Here is a 25945-nt window from a genome sequence, read left to right as displayed (position 1 = left end):
CTCCGCAGGGTCGCACCTCACAAGTCTTGGACGATTCTTCGGGCGCCGACGCGACGTCAGCCTGCACGCGCGCGACGATGGGTCCTGTCCTGGGCTCAACAGAGACCACGTCACGACGACAGGTCGTGCATACCATCGAACAACTCCCCCTCGTCGGCTCGGCTCCACACTTCACGATGTGCGTAAGGTCGGGCTCGTGGAGCTCGACCAGCCGTGCGCCGCGAAAAATGTGGTCGCTGAAAGCGGGCTATCCCCACCGGCAGTCGTCATTCGGCCGCGTTTGATAGGGCTGACGGTCCGGCCGGATCGTTTCGAGTTTCCGCGATGTCGGGGTCCGGTCCGGCACACCTTCTGCCCGATGTTCGGCCCCTGAGCTTGGCCAGGCCCTGACCCAACGCGGCTGGTTACGGGCTGACGAAGCACGCTGGCAGGAAGTATCTCCTGAATCACGCGGAGAGATCAGCGAAGTATCCAAGCAATGGGTCCTCGAAAGTCCCAATCACCATGCCCCGGTCGAGGAATCGATTGAACTCCTCACAGCTAGTCTCCGGCAGGAGCGCGCAGCCGTGACAAGCCGCGAGGTTGCAGGAGTCAGGGCCTTGCCCCTTCTCCCCGGCATCCATACAGACCGGGTCAGTTGAGCACCAGCGCGCGTCTGAAATCGCTGAGGCGAAGACAGACCGCAGGTTGTCCGGGCGCGCCATGCGCACCAGACCGCCCATCGTGCCTTCAGAGTCGCCGGCTGCCGTGTAGATCAGCAGCCCTGCCATCTCTCGGCCATCCGCCGTGGACACGTAGAGTCGCTCGCGGAGTGAGGCCGAGCTGTATCCACAGGCGAAGACAAGCTCATTTATGAGCAGGTGCCCGAGCGTGTGGAGGAGTACAAAGCGCGGGCGCAGCGTCCGATCTTGAAGTCCGCGCTGCGAGGCGACCTGCCCGTAGTGGTCGGTGATCTTCTGGGCGCGGGCTTGTACCTCGGCTCGGGCTTCCCAGGCTGCCAGGCGCCCAGGATCGAGTTCGAAGTAGATGCCCTCGCCCTTGACGACGTAGGCGGGCAGCCAGTCTTGGACCGGCGGAAGCGGCTCTCGCCGCAGCAACTTCTTGCCTACACTTAGCTTCAGCACATCGTCCCGGACCCGGGTGAAGCCGCGCAGCGCTCTGGTTTCGCGGAGGACATCGACCGAGCGGACCCGCTCCAGATGGGGGTGGAGGTCGGCGTGGATGCCGGGGTTGGTTGCCGTCAGGTAGTCGTCCTTCGGAGTCTCGCGGATGTGCTGGAACTCCGGGTAACGCCACTCGTCGTCGCCGGTGAGCAGCTCGGCGTCGGACTCCTCGCCCGACTTCGGTTCGTCCTCGCCGACGCCAAGGAGATCGCAGTAGCCAGCGATTAGCTCTTCGTTGGAGATCGGGCCGAAGAGCTCGGGCGGAACGTTCTTGAGCAACTGGGCACGGAGCATCTCGACGTCGAGTTCGGCACCAAAAATACTGTGGAGGGTTCGCATAGTGCCGCTAACAGCCGGGTGGCGCATCAGCTCGTGCATTTCCTCGCTGACTGCACCCTCCTTGCGCGGCAGGTAGATCGAGGACTCAACCTTAGGGAAGTAGACGTTGCCCGCCGCGCGCAGGGCTCCGCGCGTGGGCTGGCCGCAGGCACCTTCGAGCTTCGCTAGCCAAGGCCGGGCTCCCGTGCAGAGGTACGGATCGTCGGGCGACGAGAGCTGGTCGCTCAGGTTGCTGTGTTCTTCGCCGTTGACGAAGCGAGCTTCGGTGATGCCTCGCAGCGTCCTCTCCCTCTGGCAGCCATCGCACACCACGCGCTGACCCTCAAGGCCACCGCCCCCGAGGGACTTCAAGCGCAGAGTCCCATTGCACGACGGCCGATGTGCTCGGTGCACCCATTTGTCGAACGGGAAGTCATCCAGGTGCCCATCAGCGCAGACCGCGACGAACGGAACCTGCGACATGCGGGGCTTGTACTTCCAGTCAGCGTGCTTCTTGTCCTTGCAGACCATGGGCTGCTGCATGGTGAGGGTGGAGAGTTCCATTCGCTTGCAGAACATGCAGAAGCACCAGCGGGGAAAACGCAGCACCGGCACGGTCAGCTTGACGTTTCGGTTGTCGTTGCCCTGTCCCTGGTAGCGGAAGTCTGGGGGCAGCCGGAACTCCGAGACTCGGAGGCGCGCTTCGAGCCGCCAGTCGTGCTCCTGGTACTCCTCCAGAGCGAGCGAGCTGGCGTCACCGGACTCATACCAGTGATCGAGCCCGGCGGTGATCACCGAGGTGCCGTTGACGAGCACGCTCATTGCACCGACGCCGAAAGGGGTGACGAGCTGGGCTCGCCGCATTGCTCCGGTGCTCATAGTCCGTCCTCCGTGGCGGCATCGGCGTAGATGTAGGCCATCGAGATTGCTAGTCGGCACTCAGCATCGACGTTTCTCATGCTGGTTGGCACATCCCATATGGTGGCTTTGCTGTCGAGATCTGGGAGCGTGCCGGCGTAGCGCATGAGCCCCTGCTTGGGGTCACCCCACGGTGCGGGGTTGGCTTCCCAGATCGTCCGCTCCCAGCCGTCCCACTGGCGGGCGCGCTTTTCAGCCATGCGCTCCAGCACAGGCACTTCCCCCTTGTCGGCAATAAGCGCGCGTTCGCGGAGAAGCTCGATCGCCTCCCGGTACCCGTTGGCGGGAAACGGGTATGGAGGAAGGTCCTCGGGCGAGGTCTGGCGGACGTACGCCACGGCGGCTGCGTGGAGCGCCCGACGCAGGACCGGTGTAGCGAAAGGCGTCACTGAGGTCGGCTCGACCTGGGCGTAGAGCTGCTGATGGTATGTCCGGAAGCGCTCGTAATGGCTGCGGTCACGGGGCTTGGCGGCACCGTAGACGGTGATGACCAGTCCGGGGCTGACATCCGCACGTCGACCGACGCGGCCGCTGACCTGGATGTACTGCGCGGTGGTCTTTGGCTGGCCGACGATGGTCATCAGGCCGAGGCGGTCGATGTCGACCCCGACCTCGATGATGTTCGAGGCGAGGCAGATGTCGACAGCGTCCTGGCGCTGCTGGTCCGGCACATAGCGAACTTGAAGCTGCTCGATCGCCTTGGGGATCTCATCCGAACGGCGCCGGGACGTCAGCTCCATGGTGCGGTTCGGCCAACGCGGATCGATGCCGTCGCGGCGCACGAGGCCAGTCAGATAGTCAGGGACGTCGGACTCCAGCAGGGAGACGGTGTTACCGAGCTCGCGCAAGGAGTTTAGGAAATTGAGGTTGGTCCAGTATCCATCGCGGTCTTCCTCGGGCACCTTGGTGGCACCCTGGAGGGTGGCTGCGGCAACGCGGGTCTGGACAGTCTGCAGTGAGCCGAGCGAGGCGCTCATGACGCCGATATAGCGGCGTCCCCGTTCCAGCGTGCCATCCGGAAGCCGAGCCGGTTCGGCGAAGAAGGAGTGTCCCTCCTCCAAGCCATGAGGCGGGAATAGCGCCACTTCTTGACGACCGAAAAGTCCCTTGATTTGGTCCTCAAACCGCCGGATGGTGGCGGTCGAGGCGATGATCTTGGGCGGGATGGGTGCCTCGCCGCGACGGTCGGTGCACAGCTCGTCGATGACGGGCTCATACAGCCCCACCATGGAGCCGAGTGGCCCGGAGATGAGGTGCAGCTCGTCTTGGATGATCAGGCCGGGCGGCGAAAGCACCCGCTCGCCGTGGTCATCGAAACCGAAGAGGTTCCGCGCCTCAGGACGCCAAGCCATCATGGCAAACTTGTCGACGGTGCCGATCACAATGGAGGGGCGCACTGCGTAGATGTCTTCGTCGACCACATGAACGGGCAGACCGGATCTCCGGGAGTAGCGACACTGGGAGTCGACGCAGCGCAATGAAACCTTCTGCCCGACTTGCTCGTACCCGATGACGTCCTGTCCGCCTCTGCCCTTCGGCTTCGTGCCCATCTGAGTCCCGCACCACGGGCAGCGCAGCAGGAGAAAGAGGTTCTGCTCGTGTGGGTTGCGGCGGAGCTTGGCCAGCACATCGACGGCCTTCTTCCAGCTGTTGGGGGTCGATGATCCACCGAGCCAGATTCCGATCCCGAACGGCGATTCTCCGAGCGTTTCTGCGTTCTGGTCGCGAATGTCTTCCAGAACGCACACCAGCGAGGCAGCGCGCAGGAACTGTTGCGCGGTCAATAGCCGCAGCGTGTACCGCATCAAAGTGTCCGTGCCGACGTCCTCCGGATTCCTCAGGCGCCGAGCTAGCAGGCTGATCGCGCACGCGCCGAGATATGCCTCGGTCTTACCGCCACCAGTCGGGAAGAAGATTAGGTCGACGAGCGAGCGAGTCTTTCGAGTCGGCTCGACCAACTCCGGCAGACTGGCGAGGATGAAGGCGATCTGGAAGGGACGCCAGGTCCCCCTCCCCTCGGGGATGGTCGGCTGGGGGTGAACGCCCTTGACTCGGAGCACGTCGTCGCGGCCACGCTCGACCTCTCGCAGCGGGAAGTTGGAACGAACCTGCTGATAGAACATCGCCTCGTTGGCCCAACGGAACGCCCGGGCCGCGACGTCGTTTGAGCCCACCAAGTCCCAGCCAACCTGCATCCGCTTGAGTGCGTCACCCGCCAGTTCCATGTGACGTGTAGCCGCCGGGCGGAATCGCTCGGGGAGGTCGTCGATCTCAGCCCTCCTGGCTTCGATCCACTCGTCGTAGAGCCGGAGCACGGTCTCTACCTGTTCCGCGCCCTCGTTGGTTCCGTCAGCCAAGGCCTTCATGCTGACCGTTACCGACTGGCGCTGACCTTTGGTGTCCAACAAGTAGTTGCCCTCTGCATCCGTGCGGTAGATGTTCGGTGTCAGGCTGACCACCTCGAAAGCCGGCATCGCCACCGCCCGAACGTGTGGCACCGGTGACCGTGCACCACCGTCCCATTCAGCAGCGCACCCATGCCCAATCGCGTAGGTGCGCTTGTTGCGGTACAGCAGATCGATGGATTGGTCCTCGTCGTTTCGGTCAGGGAGCTCGACTTCGGGGTATGGCTCGATCACGAGACCGTCCGCTGGGGTGACGGTGAAGCCCATCTGGAATAAGGCGCTGCTCGGCCCGGTACCCAAAACGTTGTTGACCACCGCGACGGTCACGAGCCGCAGGTCAGGATCATGCTCCCCTGGAACGGGTCGACTGAAGATGCGCGTCGTGGGGGCGATGCCCGGTACGTCGCCCTCCGGGCTGGTACTCACGATCTTCAGACGGTTGATTTCGTCCCGGAGCACGCGTCCCGGCACGGTGCCGACGAGCGCGAAGGGGCGGCGGCGCCACCAGTCAACTGGCTTGCTGACTCCGGGGATGTGGACGCTTAACTTTTCGTAGTGGGCGCCGACAACTCTTACGTGCAGCGAGCCGGTAGCGGGGACGCGGCACTGAAAGGAGATGGCCATCGCGGACGGCTTGAACCTGTTAGCGTCCGTCAGGTCGAAATCGTCGGAGTCGGCTACGTCATGGCGGAGCGATCCCTTGATCTCGACCGGCGGGCCGTCGGGGTCTTCTTCGCTAGTGGCTACGCCCGGGAAGCCGGTCAGGTCGACGTCGTATCCATTAGCCTCGCCTATGGCCGTACCGCCCACGGCTGCTCCGCTGTAGAGCACGCCGATGCCGTACCGAGACAGCGGCGTCCCGATTGTGAGGATCTCCTGCTTACTGGTGCCGTCGTGGAACTGGCCCCGGCTCTCCTCGGCGGTGGCGAAGGTGATCGTGCCGCTGGAGCAGTCGACCGGCCTTCCAGCGGGTTCCTCGTCTCCGAGGGGTCCGAATAGCTCGCGTCGCAACTCGGCTTCGATGATGGCGCGGGCTTCGAGTCCGCTCATGCGGTGCCTCCTACAGCTCTCCTGAGCGTGCTTCTTTCGATGAGGGCGATGAGTCGATCAGTTGCTCGCGTGAGTCCGACGTAAAGCAACGAATCGAAGTTGTCTGTGGTCGCAGATTGGTCGAGGTCGGTGACGACAACCGCCGGCGCTTCCAGCCCCTTGAAGGCATGGATGGTCGAGTACTGAACCTGTCCAGCCCGGGAGGGCAGCCCGTCGGCGGGCTTCAAGATCTGCCGGAGCCACGGGTCTTGCGTGGTAGTCGCTGTAGAGCCGTCGCGCTGTGGGCTGAGCACGACGATCTCGTTGAGCTCGTATCCCTCGTCCTTTAGGCCGCGGATGGCCGAAACAAGCAGGGCGGACTGGTCCTGCTTTGCCCGGTATTGGCGAAACTCAGGGTCCACGCCATCGTCGAGGCGGCGGAACTGCTGATAACCCGGTTCGAGGTGGCTGAGCAGGTTCACCTGGTAGCCGATGCGCGGCAGATTGCGGCAGTTCTGCATTAGCTTGTGACTCGTCATGTACGGCGCACGCGCGCGGAGGCGCTCGCGCCCCGTCTCATTCTCAAAAATCGCCTGCCGCTCGAAGTCCCCGAACAGCAGCACCCGTCCTGCCTTCAGCCCGCCATCGACCATTAAATCCATGATGTCCAGGTAAGGCTCGGTGGCGATGTCCTGAATCTCGTCGACGATCAGGAAGTCGCTGGTCAGCGATGCACCACCGTCAATGAGTGCCTCCATGGCCCGCTCCGGCAGTACCTCGTTCCAGAATTCGGAGGTCGGGTTGTCGGGCGCACGGGCGAGCCCGGCGAGGCGGAGCAACTCCTGGTGGAAGGTGCCAACCGTCAGGCCGTCGAGGTCAGCCATGTCCTGCTTCAGGCGGTGGCCGAGGAAGCGGTTGAAGCAGAGAAGCCATCCTTGCTTGCCAGTCGCCAGTTCGCGGCGGGCAGACTCCATGGCGAGGAAGGTTTTCCCACACCCGGCTGGCCCCGAGAACAACACGCTGCCGTTCTCGGCCACGGCGTCGAGGGCGAGGAACTGTTCTTCGATGAAAGAGATCAACTGAGACTCGCGGGCGCGCCTGCGGTCTCCGGCGACGGTGGCCAGCTCGAACTTGGGGCGAAGCATTCTGGCAATCTTGTCTGTAGCTTCTCCGTCCGGGCCGACGCCGCCGTACGCGAAGTACTTGATCTTGTCGTCGAGGTGCTTGGTCCCGGCGGCGAGCGTCCGCAGGATTGCGCTCGATGCCGTCTTTAGGTCTTTCGAGTCCAGTACCTGCCAGTCGTGCCACTCCGGGTTAGGCGGCAGCATCGCGCGGGCGCGGACACCGGTGAACCAGACAGCCGACAACATCGGCACTGACCGCAGGTCGACGCTCATCTTTTCCAGATAGTCGCGCAAGCTGTGCATCGCGCCACTGGCCTGCTGGAACGGTCCCCGTGCGGTGGGTGCGTCGTTCCCGAGCTTCCAGGTTCCGTCACTGCGGCGGTCAATTGATTGATGGGACTTTACCTCGATGACGAGGATGCCAGCACCAGGGACGATCACGACGAAGTCAGCTTCACCCTCGACTTGGCGGACGTGGGCGGCGATACCGAGCGAGTGGAGCACCATCCAATCGCCGGTTTCGCTGCTCTCCTGTAGCGCCGCGTAGACGGCCTTCTCCCCCGGTGGCGCATCGTCCGGGCAGAAGGCGGGCATCATTCGAGCCACTGTCCACTCCGATCTTCAAAAGGCACCCTCGCATCGTGCCGGGGCACGATTTCCGTAAAGGGTGAAATCGCCAGGACGCGGGTGGCCAGAATGCCCCGGAAGCCCTCTGCTTTGACATCGAGGCTGAGGTACCCGGTGGTCTCCAGCTCCGAAAGGTCAGCGGCTGAAACGGCTGCTTCAAGTTGCTTTCCGATTTCAGCACTCACCTGATAGAGGGTCTTCCGCAGCATTGACGCATATCCGAACGTCGGCTGGGTGTTGATGCCGAGCCACTGCAGCAAGCGTTCGAAGTCCTGGTCGCTGTGCGGCCGGATGAGGTGTGGGGTCGTCCACGCACGCGCCTGGTCAGCTGCCATGACCCCTGCAGTCCGCAACTGCTTCACGACCTGCCGGTAGCCGGCCTCGTGCAGCCTGTCGGTGAGAAGGTGCTTCCACGCCGCCTGAGCCTGGTGTATGACCTCACCGCGGGCTACCCGGGCGATGGCGGCCTGGTACAGCGCGCCACGCTCGGTCGCGCCTTGGCGCAGGAGCAGATAGGTGCCCGCTCGGACAGCGGGAACCTCCGTGTAGGTGACGCGCTCGCCGACTGGCTGAGCAGGGTCGAGCGAGCGGATGCGCTCCCCATCGTCGAGCCACATCGCGAGGTTGCCGCTGAGCAGCACCTTGCGCGCTTCTACTTCCTCGCTAGTCGGTTCACGGTCGCCTGATTGCCGATGACCCCACGCCGGCTGCGGAAGGAACTCATTCTCGTCCTCGGCGTCGCCTGGGAGATCCAGCTCCGGCTCGGTCGTGTCGCCCTCGGTGAACACGCGTGCCTCGATGCGGATCGCTCCTTCGGCATATGCAGCGATCGCCGATCGGGGCACGCCCCGGTCGCCGAACCACGCGGGCAGGATGAAAGTGATCCCACTCGTCACCGGCGCCGTCACCAACGACGACCGAAAGAACCTCGGAGGGCCGATGACGTATGCCTGTTCGCTCTTGGGTTGGTCGCGTTCGAGTTCACCCGCCGTGAGCACCAAGACGCCGTGGTCGCGCAGCCAAGGCTTCAGCCCTGCGGCGGCGGCCTTGCTAGCGGCGATCACGACGCACGATTCGGAGCCAATCTCCTCGCATGAATGCAGTAGCAAGGTGCCGGCGACGGGGTCAGTCGCAGCCACCTCGACGGCCGCTGCCGCGAGCTCATCAAGCAACGCCTGATCGCCGATTGCCCCCCGAAGCCTCGCGGTGTGTTTGCTCACCTCGCCTGCCAGTTCGAGCATTCCGGGATTGAAGTCAAGGGGCTGGGGCTGGGTGATCTGCCGCCAGCGCAGCGCCTTCGCGGCGCCAACGACATCATCCAGATAGCCGCCACCCTCGTCCTTGAGCAGCACCAAGAGACGGCGGACGGCGGCGTTGAATCGTGCGCCGGCCGGGTCGCCGACGGCAACGATTTCGACGCCGCTTTCCGCGAGGTTGGCGCATGCGGCGTAGCGCTGGTTCAGCGCATCGATTCGGCTCACAGCGCCACCGTGAACGCGAGGGCTTCGACCCCAGCTGGCGGGCGCCAACGAAGGTCCTCGGTAAGGGACAGTGGCTCCCCACGGGTGTTGCGCAACTGCACCACCATCTCAGCTGCCGTCTCGTCGGCAACAGAGCGGTCCAGGATGCAGATCACGACAGACGTCTCGATCTCTGCCACATATTTGATTGCACCGCTGCCATCGAGGATTGCCGCGCTGAGTGCGCTTGGGAGCGGTAGCATGTCGGCTAGCCGGGCTGCTGAATAGACCTTGGTGAAACTTGTCGCCGACTTCCCCGACTCGGGCAGCACCACGTCGAGCAGGGCACCGTGCCCGAACCCCACCTTGTACGGCTTGCCCTTCTCTTTCGCTTTGGCAAGATCCTCGACCAGCTCTTTGGGCTTCTCTGCCTCCGCTTCTCCTTCGCGACTTAGGAAGGCGTCGAGATCCTCGTGAAGCCAGATGCGGGTGCCAATAATGGCGAGGTCTGTCGTGGGGGCCGCCAAACAGGAGTCCCAGCCATCCGTCATTCGTGCGAGTCGCCCCATCGCGCCTGGCTGGGGACGCGCCATCCGAAGCGGCTTGTCGAGCAGAACGCCGTTGACGACCTGAAGTGCCCGGATCTTCGGCACCTGCCACTGCGAGCTCGACAGGTGGAGACGCGGCGGGGTCTTCGCCTCGTCGAGACACCTGAATTGATCCAGGATGACGTCGCGCTCAGTGACGACTCGCAGGACCGTGCCCGGCTCGATCGCCCGCAAGATCTCCAGTGGATCCGGCAAGTCGGGCGCCGGTTGGGCCATTACCCAGCCAGCGGCGATAAGGGTTGCCGCGAAGTCACGTTGAGGAAGGGAAACCGCCACGACAAGTTGGCGATTCGTGACCTTGGGGGCAAAACGCGCCGCCCGCGCCCCGAGAGCGATCAGCGGTCCGATCCACGGCGCCGGCATGCTCTCCGCCACCGGGTCCTCAGCCAGCGAAAATGCAACTGTCATGTGGATGCTCGTGACGCAGTCAAAGGCATATTCCCCCGCGGTACACAACCTTCGTAAGGCTTGAGAAGGCAAGGTTAGACCAACGCGGCCTGAATCTCCGAGGAACGCGCGAAAGCGGTTCGGAGGGTCACTTCAATCACCTCACGTGGACCCTCATTGGCTCGCCGGCGGTGTGTAGCGGTGCGTCGTTGGGCGTTGCCCTGGACAGAGCCAGCTAAGCTCACGTGCGTCACGTTCACTTGGCGACTTTGCAGTCTGCATGCGTCCAACGAGGGGAGCACGATGTCGGAGGGTGAAGATTGGGTTGCGAGCGACGAAATCGACGACCTAGATGAGGCCACGCCGACAGAGTTTGACATCCTGTCATCGCCCAACGACTGGAACGTTCTGACAATCGGCAACTACATGGAAGCCGGGGCCATCCAAATCCCGTACTTTCAACGCAATTATGTGTGGGACATAAAACGAGCGTCACGACTCATCGAATCGCTACTAGTCGGGCTTCCCGTACCTCAAATCTTCCTCTATGAGGAAGAACGAAATCGATACCTCGTGATCGACGGGCAACAGCGCCTTCTGACTATCTACTTTTACCTGAAGGGACGCTTTCCGCGTCCTTCCAGGCGTGGTCATCTGCGTGCCCTTCTTCGCAACGGGCCACTTGATGAAGCCGCGCTGGCTGACGACTCCGCTTTCCAAGACTTCGCGCTGAATCTTTCAACACCCGAATCGCAATCCGTGAACCGATTCCACAAATTGAAGTACACGCAGCTTGACACATATAAGCCTACGCTTGATCTTCGAGCGTTGCGCAATGTCGTCGTGAAGCAGGTCAGCCCCCGTGGCAATGACGCCATGTACGAGATCTTCAACCGCCTCAACAGCGGCGGCGTAAACCTAGCCCCCCAGGAAATTCGTGCATCGCTGTATCGCTCTGAGTTGATGAGTCTCATTGATGAAATCAATCACGATTCTTCCTGGCGCAAACTCATTGGAAGGCAAGAGCCCGACTCTCGAATGCAAGATGCCGAGATCCTCCTGCGTTCGGTCGCTCTAGCGATGAAATCCGACATCTATTCAAGCCCTATGACGACTTTTATCAACTCGTTTTGCGTAGCGGCACGAGGATGGCCGCAAGATCGGGCAGCAGACGTCGAAAAGCGGCTTCGCCACGTAATCGAACAGTGCCACCAGGCGGGGCCAGAGGCATTTCGACGAAGTGGTCGATTTAGCCCGCTTCTTTTCGAAGCGGTCGTCGCAACCTTATGGGCTAATTCCAGAGCATCCGTTACCTACGAGCAGGTGATCCAACTCGCCGCCGATGAACGCTTTGTCAACTCGCTGCAAGAAGGAAGTACTAAGACGGTCAACGTTCGCGCCCGGCTGCGGGCCGCCGCAGAGCATGTCGGATAGGCCACGGCATGGACTTCCCGCCATCCGCCGGCCCAGTGGACCAACTCTTTAACGACTACCATTCTCTCTCGAACTCGCTAGGAGCCGACGCGGTTAGCGACCACGTCGCCCTGGACACACACTTCCGCAAATTGTTCGTACTTGCGGCGGCGTCGCACCTCGAATCGCTAATGTCCTTTCACATGCACGAGTATTTCGCGGGACTTGGCAGCACGCCCTACGAATTCATCCGACGCGAGTCTCTGGAGCGCAAGTTTTTTCGATGGTTCAATTTCGATTCGCCTAAGCCGACAAGCTTCTTCAAGAGCTTCGGGACCGCCTGCCATGAATTGTATGCTGCTCAGGCAGCCGATAACGAACCATTTGATAAAGCTGGTCAGAGCTTCATGTTTCTTTGTACCGCCCGAAACACTATAGTGCACGAAAATCTCGCTACAGCCACGCTCGAGGCAACCGCCTCCGAGATCGAGAAGCATTTTCGGTCCGCTGTTGAGTTCCCAGACATGGCAATGCGAATTGTTAGGCAAGCTGCCGGATAGCGGAGCTGTTCGCGGCCCCGGCTATTAGCGGGATCGTGCCCGGACTGCAGTCGTAACGATGTCGGCCCACTCGGCGGGGTCGTCATGCGCCCACAAGCGGATGGGCAGCCAGTTGATAGCCCTCAGGCGACGGTCAGTATCAGCATCTCGATCCCGGTTGCGCTCGATCTTCTGCGGCCAGTACCACGTATTGCTCTTGACCTCCGGGTTGCCATGAAGTGGGCATCCGTGCCAGAAGCAGCCATCTACGAAGACCGCGACTCTGGCAGGACCAAAGACGATGTCGGCGCGTCGGCGGACCCCAGGCAGTGGCAAGACGCGATCCACGCGGTACCGCAGCCCCCGGCTGTGAAGAAGCCGACGAAGGGCGAGCTCAGGCTGCGTGTCCCTCGCCTTCTGGCGACGCATGCGAGACGCAACGCCCGGGGAGGAGGCCCAAGATCCGGACCTGGGCGCGTCCGTGTTCACCTCGTTGTCCCCGCCCTTACTCGTCAATTGGACCGAACCACACTTTCGTCAACTTCCACGATGACCCCCGGAGTCACGACCTCGACTTGACCGACCTGTGCCCTGGGGAACTCAGTCACGAGCCACTGCCTAACTGCCCTGAGAGACCCCCAGCCCCTGCGCTTGAGCACCTCCACGATGTCACGGCCTGAAACGATGGCGATAGGGTGGCCATCGTCGCGGACCTCCTGGTACGCCTGCCGGTTGACGTACGAAGTCGTAACTAGCACGCCGAACTGGCGATGCCTCAGCCGGGAGATCAACCGACTCATCTCGCGGACGCCCACGGAGTTGAGAGGTCCGTAACACTTGGCCTCGAGAGCGAAGTCGATGCGCACTAGATCGCCGGGTGGACCGATCGCGTAGCGTCCGACCGCGTCCCGGCCACCGTCGCGAGAAGGCCGCGTTACTTCAATTTCGTCTGTTGCAGGGGCGATCATCATCCAAATCTGGGCGGCGAACTGCTCGAAGTCATGCGGCCGGCCAGCGAAGTGCTCATGAATCGCCGCGACGATCTCACTGTCGTCCCCGGGCTTGGGGATTTGATCTTCTCTCGTCCTGAACGCCAACGCTTTCGGCGCTTGCAAACGCTCAATGACACCAGTCCGCACCCATTTCTCCCACGCAGGGGGTGCCAGCCGAACCGGGTCTTCGCCACTGACCACCGCCGTGATCCATTCCCGAGACACACATGGGACGTCTAGCACCGAGAACGTTGCGCGATAGTTCTGAAACCGCTGGTCTCCGGCACTCCGCCAGATCGCGACCAGCTGCTCGTCAACCGGCACCAACGGAGAACTTGGCACCAAGAGCCCACGAAAATGGACGTCTGCGCCGCGGCCACCCTTGGCGAACAGCAAGATCGGAGGAACCTGGCGTCGGCCAAGAACGCCTTCGCTAACCAACGCGAACGCAAGGCTCAGGAACAAGTTGCCTTTGCGGGGCGTGTCATGAAGCTGCCGACCAGGTGCCTTGTTGTCCCCGTAGTAAGAGAAGGTGCCAGTTGCTGCATCCAGACGATCGGGCCAATCAGCGTCGGCGTTCGAGGTGTAGAGCGCCAACGCTCTGACCGTGCCTGCCGTCGGGCTGCCTACGAAGCGGAATCCACCCGCGTTACCAACGGGCAAGAGCTTCGCGATCGGATCATCGCCGCGGTTCCCCCTTCGTCCGCCCTCGTACAGCGCGTCAACGACCAGATCACTGGTAGCCAGATCGTCAAATGACACGGAGATGTGTTGAGACACGGGCTAAGGATTTCACCGGTTCCGGCTTCTGCGCAGCCCGATGCGTCTAGCTCACTCGAGCACGCGTTCTTGCATCAGCAAAGTGTGAGTGCCGACCGTGGTCTTCCTGGCCGCGGAAAGCCTTGAACTCACCAAGTCCATATGCGAGTCCCTGCGACGTCTCCATCTCATGGAGGACGAAGTCCTCGCTGAGCGTTTGGAGTCGTCGAGCGATGGAGGATAGGTCGTTTCCAAGGCCGAGGGACTTTACGATGTCGTTCATCGTAAGCAGTTTCGATGACCCCTTCAGAAGTCTGTAGAGGTCATCGTGAACAGTCGACTCAAGTCCACCGCTAGCCGCCGCCGACTCGTTGAGCGCAGCGTTGATCGAGTTGCCGATCGCCTCCGCAACGGGCGGAGGGAACGCGTTGCCAATCTGGCGATATGTGGACGTCTTCCTGCCGAGGAACTCCCAGTCCTCACCACCGCGATGCCACCCTTGGATCCGCGCAACCATCTCGTTGGTCAGCTTAGGCATTCGTGTTCGGAACGAGGGGTCGTTGCGCGTCGGGGCATGGTCTGCAACACCGTGCCCGTCGACCATCAGCTGCGCCCAAGCACGCTTAGCCCGAGTGGGACCAAGGTCAGCACCACCGTGCTTCTTGCTCCCCCCCACGATCGTGGGCGCGATCGTCACGGCCTGGTCTGCCCACCGGTCCGCGTAGCGCCATCCCCGTTCGCCCATCGACTCCCGCAGAACGTCCCCAACGCTGGGGCAGTCCTCGAGGGGTGTCGGCCACGAGAAATGCGCTGCAGAATCTGGTCGCATCGCCACGAGGACAAAACGCGGACGAAGCTGTGGAACACCGAACTCGTTGGCGTGCAGCATGCGCCACGCGGACGCGTAGTCGAGCTCCTCCAGGCGATCCGCGATTGCCTGCCGGTACCCCGCAAACCGTGGAGCTGACAGACCACGGACGTTTTCGAGAAGCAATGCCCGGGGCTGGATTCGGCCGGCGAGTTCGACTGCCCACGCGAAGAGGTCTCGTTCGTCCTGACTACCTAGCTGCTTGCCCGCCACAGAAAAGGGCGGGCACGGCACACCACCCGCCAGTAGGTCGACGCCTTCGTAGTCCTCGGGCCTCCACAGTCCTTGGTCCGCCACGTCGCCGACGCGAACGTCCGGCGAGCGATCCTGAATTCGCTCGAGGTTATGCCGGAGCGTGGCGGCGGCCTGCGGGTCGATCTCTAGAGAGAGCATGTGGTCGAAGCCGGCTCGATGCAGGCCAAGCGACTGGCCGCCAGCGCCTGCACAGATCTCAACAACACTCAGCTCAGCCACTCTTCTCCTCCGTATCCCGACCCCGGATAGTTAAAGGCATCGTTCACCACGCCGCCGACACTGGTGGGAGCGTTGGCGCCGTGACGACCGGATCGTGTGCATCGGCGACGCGCCACAGCCGTCCGTCGATCTCGGCGGTCCAATAGTCGGCTTCGTCGGCAGGCACAACTCGGACACTCATGCTTTCGCCTGCCAACAGCTCCTCGAGCCCGAGACACCGTCCGACTGCCCGATGTGCACCGTAGTGACCCAGAACAATGATTCCCTCGGGTGCGAGCGAACTCCTGGCCCCGCCGTTCCCGCGTACGCGCTTCATGTAGTCAGCCTGCTGGGCGACCGTAGCTACCACTCCACGGGTGATGCGGCGACCTTGCGCCCTCCGGAATAGTTCGTTGACGCGCCGCTGCCCGGATTGAGGAGCGAAGATCGCCAGGATGTCATCGGCCGGGAGCCCCAGCAGAATGTTTGGAGGCAATTGTGCGTTACGCGCTAACCAGAGGATGTTTTCTCGGCCGGCCTTGCTCAGGGTCGCCTTGGCGTCGCGATTACGTCCCACATTGAGCCATTCGCGGCGAGCCCGCACAATTCCGGCGCTAAAGGTCGACTTCGCGTCGTCGGCTGTCACTAGCAAGCACACCTGCGCGTGCGCCTCGTTTGGGATCATCCAGCCACCACTGGATTGGCTGTACTTGCAGTCGACCTGATGCTTCGCGATCTCGTAGTCGAGGAGGACGCCGTCCTTGAAGTTGAACTCCCGCTGCAGGTTGATCTCGACCAAAGTGCCGCAGTGCGTCTTTTCGGTCTTGTGGAGCTGATCCCAGCGGTAGCGACCCGTGTTTTGACCGTCGTACAACTGATCGATGGTGCGGCGCAGCGCTGCAGCGATTCGAGACTGATCCGGATCGAGCGCGATGAGCGTTTCAAAAACCTCTTCGAGTGCACGGTCACGCTCCTCCCCCACAACCGGCACGGCCACGACTCAATTACCTTTCAAAGTGATAGGTGGAGGCATCGACGCCCGACGCCTCCACCTCAAGTGCTCTGTCAGCTGCAGCCGCTGGTGGAGCCGCAGCCCTCGCAGACGTAGCAGCTACCGGCGGGACGCATCTTGGTGCCGCAGGTGAAGCACAGCGGGCTGTCGACCGCCGTACCCGTGATCGCCTCGAGCAGCTCGGCGGAGGTGTGGGCGCCCTTCGGGGCCTCTTTCACCGCGGCCGTCTCGACCTTGGCCTCGACCTCCTTGACGGCAGCCTCGACGGCCTCGGTCACGGACGCCTCGAGGTCGACCGAAGTCTGGTCGACGGCGACCTCCTCGATCGGCTCGTAGGAGCCGGTCTCGAGCTGGCGCTGACGCTCCTCGGCCGAGTAGATGCCCATCGCGGAGCGGGTCTCGAACGGCAGGTAGTCGAGGGCCAGGCGGCGGAAGACGTAGTCCATGATCGACTGGCTCATCCGGACGTCGGGGTCGTCGGTGAGGCCGGCCGGCTCGAACTTCATGTTGACGAACTTCGAGACGTAGGTCTCCAGCGGGACGCCGTACTGCAGCGAGATCGAGATCGCCATGGAGAAGGCGTCCATCACGCCGGCCAGGGTCGAGCCCTGCTTGCCGAGCTTGAGGAAGACCTCGCCGAGACCGTCGTCGGGGTAGGAGCCGGCGGTCATGTAGCCCTCGGCGCCACCGACGGTGAACGACGTGGTGCGCGACGGACGCGACTTCGGCAGCCGCTTGCGAACCGGACGCTCGACGACGACCGTCTCGACCTTGGACTCCGCAGCCGCGGCCGCATCGGCGGCGTCCTTCTTGGCCTTGCCGCCACCGTCGGCGAGGGGCTGACCGACCTTGCAGTTGTCGCGGTAGATCGCGGTCGCCTTGAGGCCGAGCTTCCAGGACTGCAGGTAGACGTCCTCGATCTCCTCAACCGTGGCCGTCTCCGGCAGGTTCACGGTCTTCGAGATCGCGCCGGACAGGAACGGCTGCGCGGCCGCCATCATCCGGACGTGGCCCATCGGCTTGAGCGATCGGGCGCCCATCGCGGTGTCGAAGACCTCGTAGTGCTCGGTCTTCAGGCCGGGCGCGTCGATGACGTGGCCGTGCTCGGAGATGTACTCGACGATCGCCTCGATCGACTCGGTCTGGTAGCCGAGCTTCTTCAGCGCACGCGGGATGGTCTGGTTGACGATCTGCATCGAGCCGCCGCCGACGAGCTTCTTGAACTTCACCAGCGAGAAGTCGGGCTCGATGCCGGTGGTGTCGCAGTCCATCATGAAGCCGATGGTGCCGGTCGGCGCGAGCACGGAGGCCTGCGCGTTGCGGTAGCCGTTCTTCTCCCCCGTCTTGACGACGGCGTCCCACGCCTTGGTGGCGAGCTTGTGCACGCGGGCGTCCTCGACGTGCAGGGTGCGCACGGCGTCGTTGGCGGCCTGGTGCTTGCGCATGACCCGCTTGTGGGCGTCGGCGTTGCGGGCGTAGCCGTTGTAGGGGCCGACGACCGCGGCGAGCTCCGCCGAGCGCTTGTACGACGTGCCGGTCATGAGCGACGTGATCGCCGCGGCCATGGAGCGGCCGCCGTCGGAGTCGTAGCCCAGGCCCATCGCCATCAGCAGCGCGCCGAGGTTGGCGTAGCCGATGCCAAGCTGGCGGTAGTCGACGGTGGTCTGACCGATCGACTCGGTCGGGAAGTCCGCGAAGCAGATCGAGATGTCCATCGCGGTGATGATCACCTCGACGGCCTTGGCGAACAGCTCGGCGTCGAAGGTGTCGTCGTCCTTGAGGAACTTCAGCAGGTTCAGCGACGCCAGGTTGCAGGAGGAGTTGTCGAGCGACATGTACTCCGAGCACGGGTTGGACGCGGTGATCCGGCCGGTCTCGGGGTTGGTGTGCCAGTCGTTGATCGTGTCGTCGTACTGCAGCCCCGGGTCGGCGCACTCCCACGCCGCCTGCGCGATCTTCTTGAACAGGTCGCGGGCGTCGACGGTCTCGATGACCTCGCCGGTGCCGCGGGCCTTGAGGCCGAAGGAGGTGCCCTCCTCGACCGCGCGCATGAACTCGTCGGTGACGCGGACGGAGTTGTTGGCGTTCTGGTACTGCACCGAGGTGATGTCGGCGCCGCCCAGGTCCATGTCGAACCCGGCGTCGCGGAGCGCGCGGATCTTGTCCTCCTCGCGCGCCTTGGTCATCACGAACTCCTCGATGTCCGGGTGGTCGACGTCGAGGACGACCATCTTGGCCGCGCGACGCGTGGCGCCACCGGACTTGATGGTGCCCGCGGACGCGTCGGCACCGCGCATGAAGGAGACCGGGCCGGACGCCGTACCGCCGCTGGAGAGCAGCTCCTTGGAGGACCGGATGCGGGAGAGGTTCAGGCCGGCACCGGAGCCGCCCTTGAAGATGAAGCCCTCCTCCTTGTACCAGTTCAGGATCGAGTCCATCGAGTCGTCGACGGAGAGGATGAAGCACGCGGAGACCTGCTGCGGGCTCTGCGTGCCGACGTTGAACCAGACCGGGGAGTTGAACGAGAAGTACTGGTTGACCAGGAGCCAGGTGAGCTCGTGCTCGAACAGCTCGGCGTCGGCCGGGGTCGCGAAGTAACCGTGGTCGGCGCCGGCCTTGGTGTAGGTCTTCACCACCCGGTCGATGAGCTGCTTGAGGCTCCACTCGCGAGCGTCGGTGCCGACGGCGCCGCGGAAGTACTTGGTGGTGACGATCGTCGAGGCGTTGATCGACCAGGTGTCGGGGAACTCGACGCCCTTCTGCTCGAACACGGTGGCGCCGGTCTTCCAGTTGGTCTGGACGACGTCGCGACGCTCCCAGGTGAGCTCGTCGTAGGGGTGCACACCCTCGGTGGAGAACACGCGCTCCATCTTGATGCCGCCCTTGGCACCGGCCTTCCGGCTCCCGGCGGTGCTGCGTGCCGGGCCGTTCGCGGTCTCCGTCATGTGGTGCTTCCTTTCCCCTGTGATTCTCGGTGGTGCTGCTGGCTTCTGCTGTTGGTGCTTGCCGCGGGTCGATCGCGGCGAAGTCTGCGGAACAGGTGCTTCAGATGTGACTGGTGGGAAGTTGGTTTGCCCGACGCGCCGCTTCCCCACGACGCGCCGGGCAGTCTGTGGGTTACCCGGTGGGTACGGCGGTGCCGTCGGCCGACCGGGCGGCCGACGCGTCGTCGGCGGGTTCGGCCGCGGTCGGCGGGCGCTCGGCGCGCAGCATCGCGATCTCGGCCTCGAAGTCGTCGGCCGACTCGAACGCGCGGTAGACGCTGGCGAAACGCAGGTAGGCGACCTCGTCGAGCTCGCGGAGCGGGCCGAGGATGGCCATCCCGACCTCGTGGGCCGGCACCTCGGCCCAGCCGTCGCTGCGCAGGGTGTCCTCGACCTTCTGGCCGAGGCACTGCAGGTCGTCCTCGGAGACCGGCCGGCCCTTGCAGGCCTTACGGACGCCGCGGATCGCCTTGTCCCGGGCGAACGGCTCGCTGGCCCCGCTGCGCTTGAGCACGGTCAGCTGCATCTGCTCGACGGTGGTGAACCGCTTGCCGCACTCCTGGCAGGTGCGCCGGCGGCGGATCGCTCCGCCGTCGTCGGCCACCCGGCTGTCGAGCACGCGGGTGTCGGTGTGGCGGCAGTAGGGACAGTGCATCGCGGCCACTCCTCTCCCGGTCTCGTGGTGCCTGTGGCGGTGGTTGTCCACACGTCTAGTTCAACGCTCCCCACCGACGTTTTCTGCCCGGGTGCCGGCGGCGGTGAGCCACCGGATCTGGGGACGAAACTGTGCGTAACGTGGGGACATCCAGCGGTTTTTTGTGGGTAATCCCGCTCGGCCTGTGGGCCTAGATGTGGAAAACCACAACGGTGTAACTACTAGATGTAGTGGTAACCCTAGGTCGGCGTCCCGAGGCGCGCAACCAGATCGGGAAAGAAAACCGAAGATCGTTGGTGTCGTAGGTAAAACCGCAGGTCAGACCTTGGAAGAGCGGCACGGAACGGCGGGTCGCGGGCGTGTCGCGGGGCTCGCACGCAGTGAGCGCGGAACGGGTCCATACCGGGCCGTTCGGCCACTGTCCACGGCCCGTCCGGGCCATTCGCGGGTGGACGCCGACGCGAGAGATTGATCAGAAATGCGCCGGCCCGGTGCAGAGGCCTCGCCACCGAGCTCAGTCGGCCTGCGTGGGTCCTGCACCGGGCACTCGGGGCGACTGCACGGTTTGGAGGAACGTGCACTGCTTCTTGAGATGATGATTACCCGACCGATCGGTCGGCGAAACGAGGCGCGCCGTGGTGTCCAGTCCTCGGCCCCGGCGACACGGCGCACACCAATCGACCACCGGGCGGGCGATTGGCTGCGACGGGTGTGGTTCATGGGACAGAATCAGGGCGTGTCAGTGGCGGCGGCGAGGACCGGACGAGGGACTGTGAGCGAAGGCAGGCGACGGGCGGAGAAGCAGAAGCATCCGGAGCGCCGGCTCTCGATGCTGCTGCTGGCGCTGGGCGCGCTCGCCGCCGGCGTGGCCTGGGTGTTCCTCGTGAAGGCTGCCATCGACTTCGGCCGGGTGGCGCGCGCCGGCGACCAGGTCGCGTGGGTGTTCACCGCCGGGGCGACGATCGGCGCCACTCTGTGCCTGCTGCTGCTCTTCGTGCTGGTCGCGCGGGTCCTCGTGGCGCTCGGCCTGGTGAGCGAGTACAAGCCGCGCCGCTCCACGGGGCGCCGCACTCGCTGACACGCGCTCGCACGAACCCGGCCGTGTCCGATCCGTGACGGTCCCGGTGCCGGTTCGTGGCCACGTGCGTGTCACCATCGACCACGTGCTTTCTCGCGTCCTGCCTGCCCTGACCGCTGTTCTGCTGCTCTCGTCGACCGCGGCCTGCGGCTCCGACGACCCCGCCGACACGACCGGCGAGCGTCCGGCGTATGCCGACAACGAGGGCCGGGCCGGGGCCGAGCAGTTCGTCGGGTTCTGGACCGACACGCTGAACGAGGCGACCGCTAGCGGGGACACGCAGGAGCTGAAGTCGCTCGCGGCCGACGACTGCACCGCGTGCGCCGACTTCGCGGGGCAGCTCGACAAGATCTACGCCGCCGGCGGTCACGTCGAGTCGGACGGGTGGGCTGTCAACAAGGTCGTCCCCGAGGCCGGCGCGACGGACGACGAGGTCGGGCTGATGGTGACGTTCGAAGTGTCGCCGCAGACGGTGTACCTGAAGAAGAAGTCGAAGCCGCAGGAGTTCCCCGGCGGCACCCAGGGCTTCCGGTTCCAGCTCATCCGTGAGGACGGGGACTGGGCGGTCCAGGACCTCTCGCCGCGCTGATCCACAGATCCGCGATCGACCCTGGTAGCCGAGGCTCGGACCTGGGTAGGTTCAGGGCGTTCGGTTCGGTCGTCTTGGGGGTCGAGGATGCGCGCTTCTCGGTGGCGCCGCTCGTTGGTCGCGGTCGCGGCCGCGGGGTTGCTCGGGTTCGGTACGTCAGCGTGCACGTCGGGCGACGACCCGCCGAAACCTGCCCCTCTGCCGACTGAGTCGCCGAGTCCGACCGGTTCGTCGTCCGAGGCGCCCCCCTCGCTGCCTGCCGATGCCGGCGGAAGTTCGACACGGGCGGCCAAGGCCTTCGCCCGTCACTTTGTCGATCTCGTCAACTACGCCTCCGCCACGGGCGATGTCGAAGCAATCAATGCTGTCGCGTCTGACTCTTGTCGCGTATGCCGGGGAATGGCAGACGGAATCCAAGACGTCTACTCCAAGGGCGGCCATCTAGAAGGGGATGGATGGCGAGTCCTCGGGACCAAGGTCTTGAGCGGTGGTCGGGAGAACGAGCGAGCGATATCTCTGACTCTCCTCGTCAGCAGTCAACGACGGTACGAGAAACCCAACTCAGAGCCGATCGTTTCCGACGAGATCCGAGGGATTCTCGACATCTACATGCGTTCGACGGAGAACTCATGGACCATCTCGCGATTGGTTCAGAGCTGATGCGCGCACTCGTCGTGGCTCTCGCGGCCGCCGTCGCAATCGCCACTCCATCGGCCAACGCAAACGAATCCCCGGGACCCGAGATCTCCGGCGGTGCGGACGGCGACGCCGCATGGATCGGCGGCAAGCAAACCCACGGCGGATCTCAAACGCCCGGCCAGCCAGGTTCCGAGCCGATCCAATCGACTGGCTCGCCGTTCTTGGAGTATCGATGGGTGTCGGTGTGCCGTGACATCTCGGACGCTGATGCAGGAGACACTGCGATCGACTGTGCGTCGGCGCGCTCCTGCGCGGACCCTAACGAGCGGTTGTGGCGACTGTGGGGCAGGGAAGCAGGCGGCGGATGGACTGCGATCGCTTTTCAATGCTTCGGTCGCCCACCTGGACCAGCCGACACCCCACGCCCACCCGAAGTCGGACCAGGGGATGTCCTGACCGCCCTCCGTCGCATCGGCCTGCCGGCCCTCGAGGCCAGGACCCAGCCAGAAGACAAGACGCTGGTGAACTTCGCGACGATCTTCTACGCCGAGCCGGAGACGTTCGCCCGGACGATCACGCTGCTCGGCCAGCGGGTCGAGGTCGAGGCGACGCCGTCGACGTACATCTGGCACCACGGTGACGGCACGTCGACGCAGACGAGCACGCCCGGCGCGCGGTTCCCGGCGAAGGACGTGATCCACGAGTACACCGACGCGCACGTGACGGTGATGCCGAGCGTGGACGTCACCTACGCGGCGCGGTTCCGGGTCAACGGCGGCGCATGGCAGGACATCCCCGAGACGGTCACGATCAGCGGTCCGGCGGGCAGCCTGCGGATCGCCGAGGCGACGGCGGTGCTGTCGGGGAGCTACGAGTAGGTCTCGACAAGCTCGACCAACCGGAGTGGGTCAGTGCTTGACCGGGAGCTCGGGCAGGTCGAGCGGCGGGCCGTCGCCGCGCAGGATGGCGGCGAACTTGCAGCCACGGTCGGCGTTGGCGCGACCCCCGAGAACAGAAAGCGCCACTCCGAACGCTTGCTCGTCGTGGCGCGCGAACGGGCTCCACCCGTCCCACAGCAGGATCACTCCGTTGCGGTCCCCCGCGGACACGTCGGCCAGGCGGTCCGACAGCGCGTCGAAGTTCTCGCCGAGGTCGCCGTCGACGTCGAGGGCGTGGCCGCAGGCCTTCAGGAAGGACTGCTTGTCCTCGATGGTCCAGCCGTCGAGGTAGGCGAACTTCCAGCCCGCGTGCTCGACCGCGTGCTCGACGTCCGGCACGTGCGCGGCACTGTGCCACTGGTAGAGATCGGGTGCGTTGTGTCCTGCCAGGAGTGCTGCGAGACCGCTCATTCTGCTGGAACCTCCGAAGGGTCACCGGACTGGTTCCTTCGCAGGGTAGCCCTGCGGTACGGCGAGCAACAGGGGCGGCGGACAGTCAGAACCCCAGCGCCTGGGCGCGGCGCTTCACCTCGGACCCGCGGTTCTCGCGCAGCGCGTCGATCGGCCGGCCGGGCAGCGACTCGTCGGGCGTGAACAGCCAGGCGAGCGCATCCCGGTCGTCGTAGGCCGCGTCGTGCAGGACGGTCAGCACGCCGGGCACGCCTTTGACGATCTCGCCGTCCATGATCAGCGCGGCCGGCACCTTCTGTCCCCCGCCGGGCACGGGTACGGCGGCCGCCAGGTGGTGCTCGCGGATGAGCTGGCGCACCTTGGAGACACTGATGTGCAACGCGTCGGACACCTGTCCCCAGTCGAGCCACTCCCCCACGAGCTCGTCGAGGCCGGGGCCGGAATCGGTGGTACTCACGGCTCAATGCTGGCACGTCACCGAGAGCCTTCTCACGCCTGCCCGACGTGAGTCGGCGTGTCCCGGCTCCGTAGAGTGGCTGCGCACGGAGGCACCTGGTTCACCGTCCCGACTGTTGCCGCGCCGTGCGCGCGACACCAGGACACCCGGTACCCGACCCAGGAGCCTCCTCGATGCCCCGCAGAACGGCCGTGCTCGCCGCGACCGCGCTGACCCTGCTCGTCACGACCCTCGCGCTCCCCGGGACGGCCGCGCCCACCGCCGGCACCACGACCACCGCGAGCGCCGACCAGGACGACACCGGGACGCCGGCCCTCAGCGGCAACGTCACCGGGCCGCTGGCCAGGCTCGACGAGGACGAGCAGCGCAAGCGGCTGGGGCAGACGCCGTACCAGCAGCAGCTGTTCGACGCGCGCCGTCCCAGCGTGACGGCGGAGGGGATCACCGGCGACCAGGACCGGCCCAACGTGCTCGTCATGATGATGGACGACATGCGGGACGACGACCTGCAGTTCATGCCGAACGTCCAGCGGCTCATCGCGGACCAGGGCGTCCGGTTCACCAACATGTTCAGCCCGCACCCGTTGTGCTGCCCCGCACGTGCGTCGTTCGTCAGTGGCCTGTACTCCCACAACCACGAGGTCTGGTCGCACAAGGCGCCGTTCGGGTTCCGCGTCTTCGACGACCGCCAGACCTTCCCGCGGTGGCTGCACGAGAACGGCGGCTACGACACGGCGTTCGTCGGCAAGTACCTCAACGGCTACGGCCGGCAGAAGCGGCTCGACGGCTCGTCGTCGCTGCGCTACATCCCTCCGGGCTGGACCGACTGGCGCCCCTCGGTCGACAACGTCAAGGAGGAGCCGGAGGCCCGGCACCTCCAGGGCGGCACGTACCGCTACTTCGACACCACGCTGTCCGACAACGGCGTGCTCGAGCCGCACGAGGGCGTCTACCAGACCAACCTGTACAGCGACATCACCCAGGAGGTGATCCGTCGCGGTGCGCGCAGTCCGCAGCCGTTCTTCATGCAGACGTCGTTCGCCACCCCGCACGTCGGCTCGCCGAAGGAGAAGGACGACCCCAAGCCGTTCCTGCGCTCCGACGGCTGGCGGCAGACCTGGCAGAACCCGGCGCGCCCGAAGTACGTCAAGGGCCGCTTCGACCAGCGGATCCAGCGGATCCCGCCGTGGCTCGGCCGTGAGGACGTCGCCGACAAGCCGGTGTTCATCCGCAGCCAGCCGCCGTTGGTGGACGTCGAGAAGGAGTCGATCCTCGAGGACTACCGCCAGCGGGTCGAGGCGCTGTCGGTCGTCGACGACGAGGTCGCCAACATCATGGCGACGCTGCGCCGCACCGGACAGCTCGACAACACCTACGTGATGTTCACGTCGGACAACGGCTTCTTCCTCGGTGAGCACCGCCGGCGCCAGGGCAAGATCATCGCCTACGACCCCTCGCTCCGGGTGCCGCTCGTCATGCGCGGCCCCGGCATCCCCAAGGGCGAGGAGCGCCGCGACCCGTTCCTGATGATCGACTTCGCCCCGACCATCCTCGCGGCCACCGGCGTCACCACCGACCAGCCGCTGGACGGCGTGAGCATGCTCGACGTCGCCCGGTTCGGCGACCAGGGCTGGACCCGGCCGATCCTCACAGAGACCGGCCCCCGCGAGCTCAGCGACGACACCCTCACCCGCACGCCGCTGCTGCAGCGCAAGCGCGGCCCGTCGAGCCTGCGCTTCTCGCAAGGCGTGCGCACCGGTCGCTACCTGTACGTCGAGCACGCCAGCCACGACAAGGAGCTCTACGACATGCGCCGCGACCCGCGGCAGCTCACCAACCTCGTCGAGCGGCCCCGGTACGCCGCCGTGGTGCGCCTGCTCGCGAAGCAGCTCGACCGGCTGCGCGAGTGCGACGTCACGGAGTGCTCGATGCCGCTGCCGCGCAGCCTGCGCACGCGCAACCCGGTCCCGCCCGTCGGGTTCGACCCGGGCAAGCCGATGAAGCTCCTCGTCGACGAGCTGGCGCCGAGCCGCGCGACGCCGTAGCAGCGCCGACGGCGGGACGTGCTTGGCGACTGCAACCGGCCGGTGTTAAATACCTCCAACTCACTCGACTTTGT

At 64.7% G+C, this 25945-nt stretch carries 20 protein-coding genes; 7 read left to right on the top strand and 13 right to left on the bottom strand.

Annotated elements, in window-relative coordinates:
- Window positions 1-446: 446 nt before the first annotated feature.
- From drmB to ETU37_RS23520, 5 genes are read right to left on the bottom strand one after another with little or no spacing between them, the layout of a single operon-like run.
- The gene (gene drmB, locus ETU37_RS21895) at window positions 447-2360 is read right to left on the bottom strand and encodes a DUF1998 domain-containing protein (RefSeq protein ID WP_165372638.1); all 1914 of its coding nucleotides are present in this window, start codon (window positions 2358-2360) and stop codon (window positions 447-449) included.
- The gene (locus ETU37_RS21890) at window positions 2357-5854 is read right to left on the bottom strand and encodes a helicase-related protein (RefSeq protein WP_129989444.1); all 3498 of its coding nucleotides are present in this window, start codon (window positions 5852-5854) and stop codon (window positions 2357-2359) included. The genes drmB and ETU37_RS21890 overlap by 4 nt, the downstream gene beginning before the upstream one ends.
- Window positions 5851-7554 (bottom strand): nuclease-related domain-containing DEAD/DEAH box helicase, encoded by a 1704-nt coding sequence (locus ETU37_RS21885; protein WP_129989443.1) that lies wholly within the window; start codon window positions 7552-7554, stop codon window positions 5851-5853. Before ETU37_RS21885 ends, ETU37_RS21890 begins: the two co-directional genes overlap by 4 nt.
- Window positions 7551-9065: a hypothetical protein gene (locus ETU37_RS21880; protein ID WP_165372637.1), complete on the bottom strand. Its 1515-nt coding sequence runs from the start codon at window positions 9063-9065 to the stop codon at window positions 7551-7553. The genes ETU37_RS21885 and ETU37_RS21880 overlap by 4 nt, the downstream gene beginning before the upstream one ends.
- Complete coding sequence (locus tag ETU37_RS23520) at window positions 9062-10060, bottom strand: hypothetical protein (protein ID WP_206054114.1); 999 nt, start codon at window positions 10058-10060, stop codon at window positions 9062-9064. The genes ETU37_RS21880 and ETU37_RS23520 overlap by 4 nt, the downstream gene beginning before the upstream one ends.
- A gap of 282 nt (window positions 10061-10342) precedes the next feature.
- Between ETU37_RS23520 and ETU37_RS21870 the strand changes: the two genes are divergently transcribed.
- Entirely contained in the window at window positions 10343-11473 is a 1131-nt protein-coding gene (locus ETU37_RS21870) for a DUF262 domain-containing protein (protein WP_129989442.1), read from the top strand.
- 8 nt (window positions 11474-11481) lie between these two features.
- Window positions 11482-12012, top strand: coding sequence for a hypothetical protein (locus ETU37_RS21865; RefSeq protein WP_129989441.1), 531 nt, complete (start codon window positions 11482-11484; stop codon window positions 12010-12012).
- A gap of 24 nt (window positions 12013-12036) precedes the next feature.
- Here the strand turns inward: ETU37_RS21865 and vsr are convergent, their stop codons facing one another.
- The 6 genes from vsr to nrdR form a co-directional block, all read right to left on the bottom strand.
- The gene (vsr, locus tag ETU37_RS21860; RefSeq protein ID WP_129989440.1) at window positions 12037-12420 is read right to left on the bottom strand and encodes a DNA mismatch endonuclease Vsr; all 384 of its coding nucleotides are present in this window, start codon (window positions 12418-12420) and stop codon (window positions 12037-12039) included.
- A gap of 83 nt (window positions 12421-12503) precedes the next feature.
- Window positions 12504-13763 carry a restriction endonuclease gene (locus tag ETU37_RS21855; protein WP_129989439.1) on the bottom strand — a complete coding sequence of 420 codons (1260 nt, stop codon included), beginning with the start codon at window positions 13761-13763 and terminating at the stop codon, window positions 12504-12506.
- 46 nt (window positions 13764-13809) lie between these two features.
- Window positions 13810-15084, bottom strand: a complete 1275-nt coding sequence (locus tag ETU37_RS21850; RefSeq protein ID WP_129989438.1) for a DNA cytosine methyltransferase — start codon at window positions 15082-15084, stop codon at window positions 13810-13812.
- Between the two features lie 43 nt (window positions 15085-15127).
- Window positions 15128-16060 (bottom strand): NaeI family type II restriction endonuclease, encoded by a 933-nt coding sequence (locus ETU37_RS21845; protein ID WP_129989437.1) that lies wholly within the window; start codon window positions 16058-16060, stop codon window positions 15128-15130.
- A 68-nt stretch (window positions 16061-16128) separates the two neighbouring features.
- Entirely contained in the window at window positions 16129-19020 is a 2892-nt protein-coding gene (locus ETU37_RS21840; RefSeq protein WP_129989436.1) for a vitamin B12-dependent ribonucleotide reductase, read from the bottom strand.
- A 172-nt stretch (window positions 19021-19192) separates the two neighbouring features.
- Window positions 19193-19714, bottom strand: a complete 522-nt coding sequence (gene nrdR / locus ETU37_RS21835; RefSeq protein WP_129989435.1) for a transcriptional regulator NrdR — start codon at window positions 19712-19714, stop codon at window positions 19193-19195.
- Window positions 19715-20486: 772 nt separating this feature from the next.
- Between nrdR and ETU37_RS21830 the strand changes: the two genes are divergently transcribed.
- The 4 genes from ETU37_RS21830 (at window position 20487) to ETU37_RS21820 (ending at window position 22898) form a co-directional block, all read left to right on the top strand.
- Window positions 20487-20792 (top strand): hypothetical protein, encoded by a 306-nt coding sequence (locus ETU37_RS21830; RefSeq protein WP_129989434.1) that lies wholly within the window; start codon window positions 20487-20489, stop codon window positions 20790-20792.
- A gap of 85 nt (window positions 20793-20877) precedes the next feature.
- Entirely contained in the window at window positions 20878-21381 is a 504-nt protein-coding gene (locus ETU37_RS21825; RefSeq protein ID WP_129989433.1) for a DUF6318 family protein, read from the top strand.
- Window positions 21382-21468: 87 nt separating this feature from the next.
- Window positions 21469-22041, top strand: coding sequence for a DUF6318 family protein (locus ETU37_RS24010; protein WP_420819123.1), 573 nt, complete (start codon window positions 21469-21471; stop codon window positions 22039-22041).
- 500 nt (window positions 22042-22541) lie between these two features.
- Window positions 22542-22898, top strand: coding sequence for a hypothetical protein (locus tag ETU37_RS21820; protein WP_129989432.1), 357 nt, complete (start codon window positions 22542-22544; stop codon window positions 22896-22898).
- Between the two features lie 30 nt (window positions 22899-22928).
- Here the strand turns inward: ETU37_RS21820 and ETU37_RS21815 are convergent, their stop codons facing one another.
- Both ETU37_RS21815 and ETU37_RS21810 read right to left on the bottom strand, forming a co-directional pair.
- Window positions 22929-23369 (bottom strand): barstar family protein, encoded by a 441-nt coding sequence (locus tag ETU37_RS21815; RefSeq protein ID WP_129989431.1) that lies wholly within the window; start codon window positions 23367-23369, stop codon window positions 22929-22931.
- An 85-nt stretch (window positions 23370-23454) separates the two neighbouring features.
- A complete protein-coding gene (locus ETU37_RS21810) occupies window positions 23455-23826 on the bottom strand; it encodes an Rv2175c family DNA-binding protein (RefSeq protein ID WP_206054112.1) in 372 nt (123 codons plus the stop codon).
- Between the two features lie 173 nt (window positions 23827-23999).
- Between ETU37_RS21810 and ETU37_RS21805 the strand changes: the two genes are divergently transcribed.
- Entirely contained in the window at window positions 24000-25871 is a 1872-nt protein-coding gene (locus ETU37_RS21805; protein ID WP_129989430.1) for a sulfatase family protein, read from the top strand.
- The last annotated feature ends 74 nt before the right edge of the window (window positions 25872-25945 follow it).

The sequence above is a fragment of the Nocardioides iriomotensis genome, from assembly GCF_004168035.1.
Classification (GTDB): Bacteria; Actinomycetota; Actinomycetes; order Propionibacteriales; family Nocardioidaceae; genus Nocardioides_B; species Nocardioides_B iriomotensis.
The sequence above is the reverse complement of the archived record's forward strand: the minus strand, read 5'-3'. Positions and strand labels throughout refer to the sequence as shown.

Excerpts from the sequence above, each read along its gene's own strand:
- drmB (WP_165372638.1), bottom strand. The coding sequence starts at position 2,360 with ATGAGCACCGGAGCAATGCGGCGAGCCCAGCTCGTCACCCCTTTCGGC.
- ETU37_RS21890 (WP_129989444.1), bottom strand. The coding sequence starts at position 5,854 with ATGAGCGGACTCGAAGCCCGCGCCATCATCGAAGCCGAGTTGCGACGC.
- ETU37_RS21885 (WP_129989443.1), bottom strand. The coding sequence starts at position 7,554 with ATGATGCCCGCCTTCTGCCCGGACGATGCGCCACCGGGGGAGAAGGCC.
- ETU37_RS23520 (WP_206054114.1), bottom strand. The coding sequence starts at position 10,060 with ATGACAGTTGCATTTTCGCTGGCTGAGGACCCGGTGGCGGAGAGCATG.
- ETU37_RS21870 (WP_129989442.1), top strand. The coding sequence starts at position 10,343 with ATGTCGGAGGGTGAAGATTGGGTTGCGAGCGACGAAATCGACGACCTA.
- ETU37_RS21865 (WP_129989441.1), top strand. The coding sequence starts at position 11,482 with ATGGACTTCCCGCCATCCGCCGGCCCAGTGGACCAACTCTTTAACGAC.
- vsr (WP_129989440.1), bottom strand. The coding sequence starts at position 12,420 with ATGCGTCGCCAGAAGGCGAGGGACACGCAGCCTGAGCTCGCCCTTCGT.
- ETU37_RS21840 (WP_129989436.1), bottom strand. The coding sequence starts at position 19,020 with ATGACGGAGACCGCGAACGGCCCGGCACGCAGCACCGCCGGGAGCCGG.
- nrdR (WP_129989435.1), bottom strand. The coding sequence starts at position 19,714 with ATGCACTGTCCCTACTGCCGCCACACCGACACCCGCGTGCTCGACAGC.
- ETU37_RS24010 (WP_420819123.1), top strand. The coding sequence starts at position 21,469 with ATGCGCGCTTCTCGGTGGCGCCGCTCGTTGGTCGCGGTCGCGGCCGCG.
- ETU37_RS21815 (WP_129989431.1), bottom strand. The coding sequence starts at position 23,369 with ATGAGCGGTCTCGCAGCACTCCTGGCAGGACACAACGCACCCGATCTC.
- ETU37_RS21805 (WP_129989430.1), top strand. The coding sequence starts at position 24,000 with ATGCCCCGCAGAACGGCCGTGCTCGCCGCGACCGCGCTGACCCTGCTC.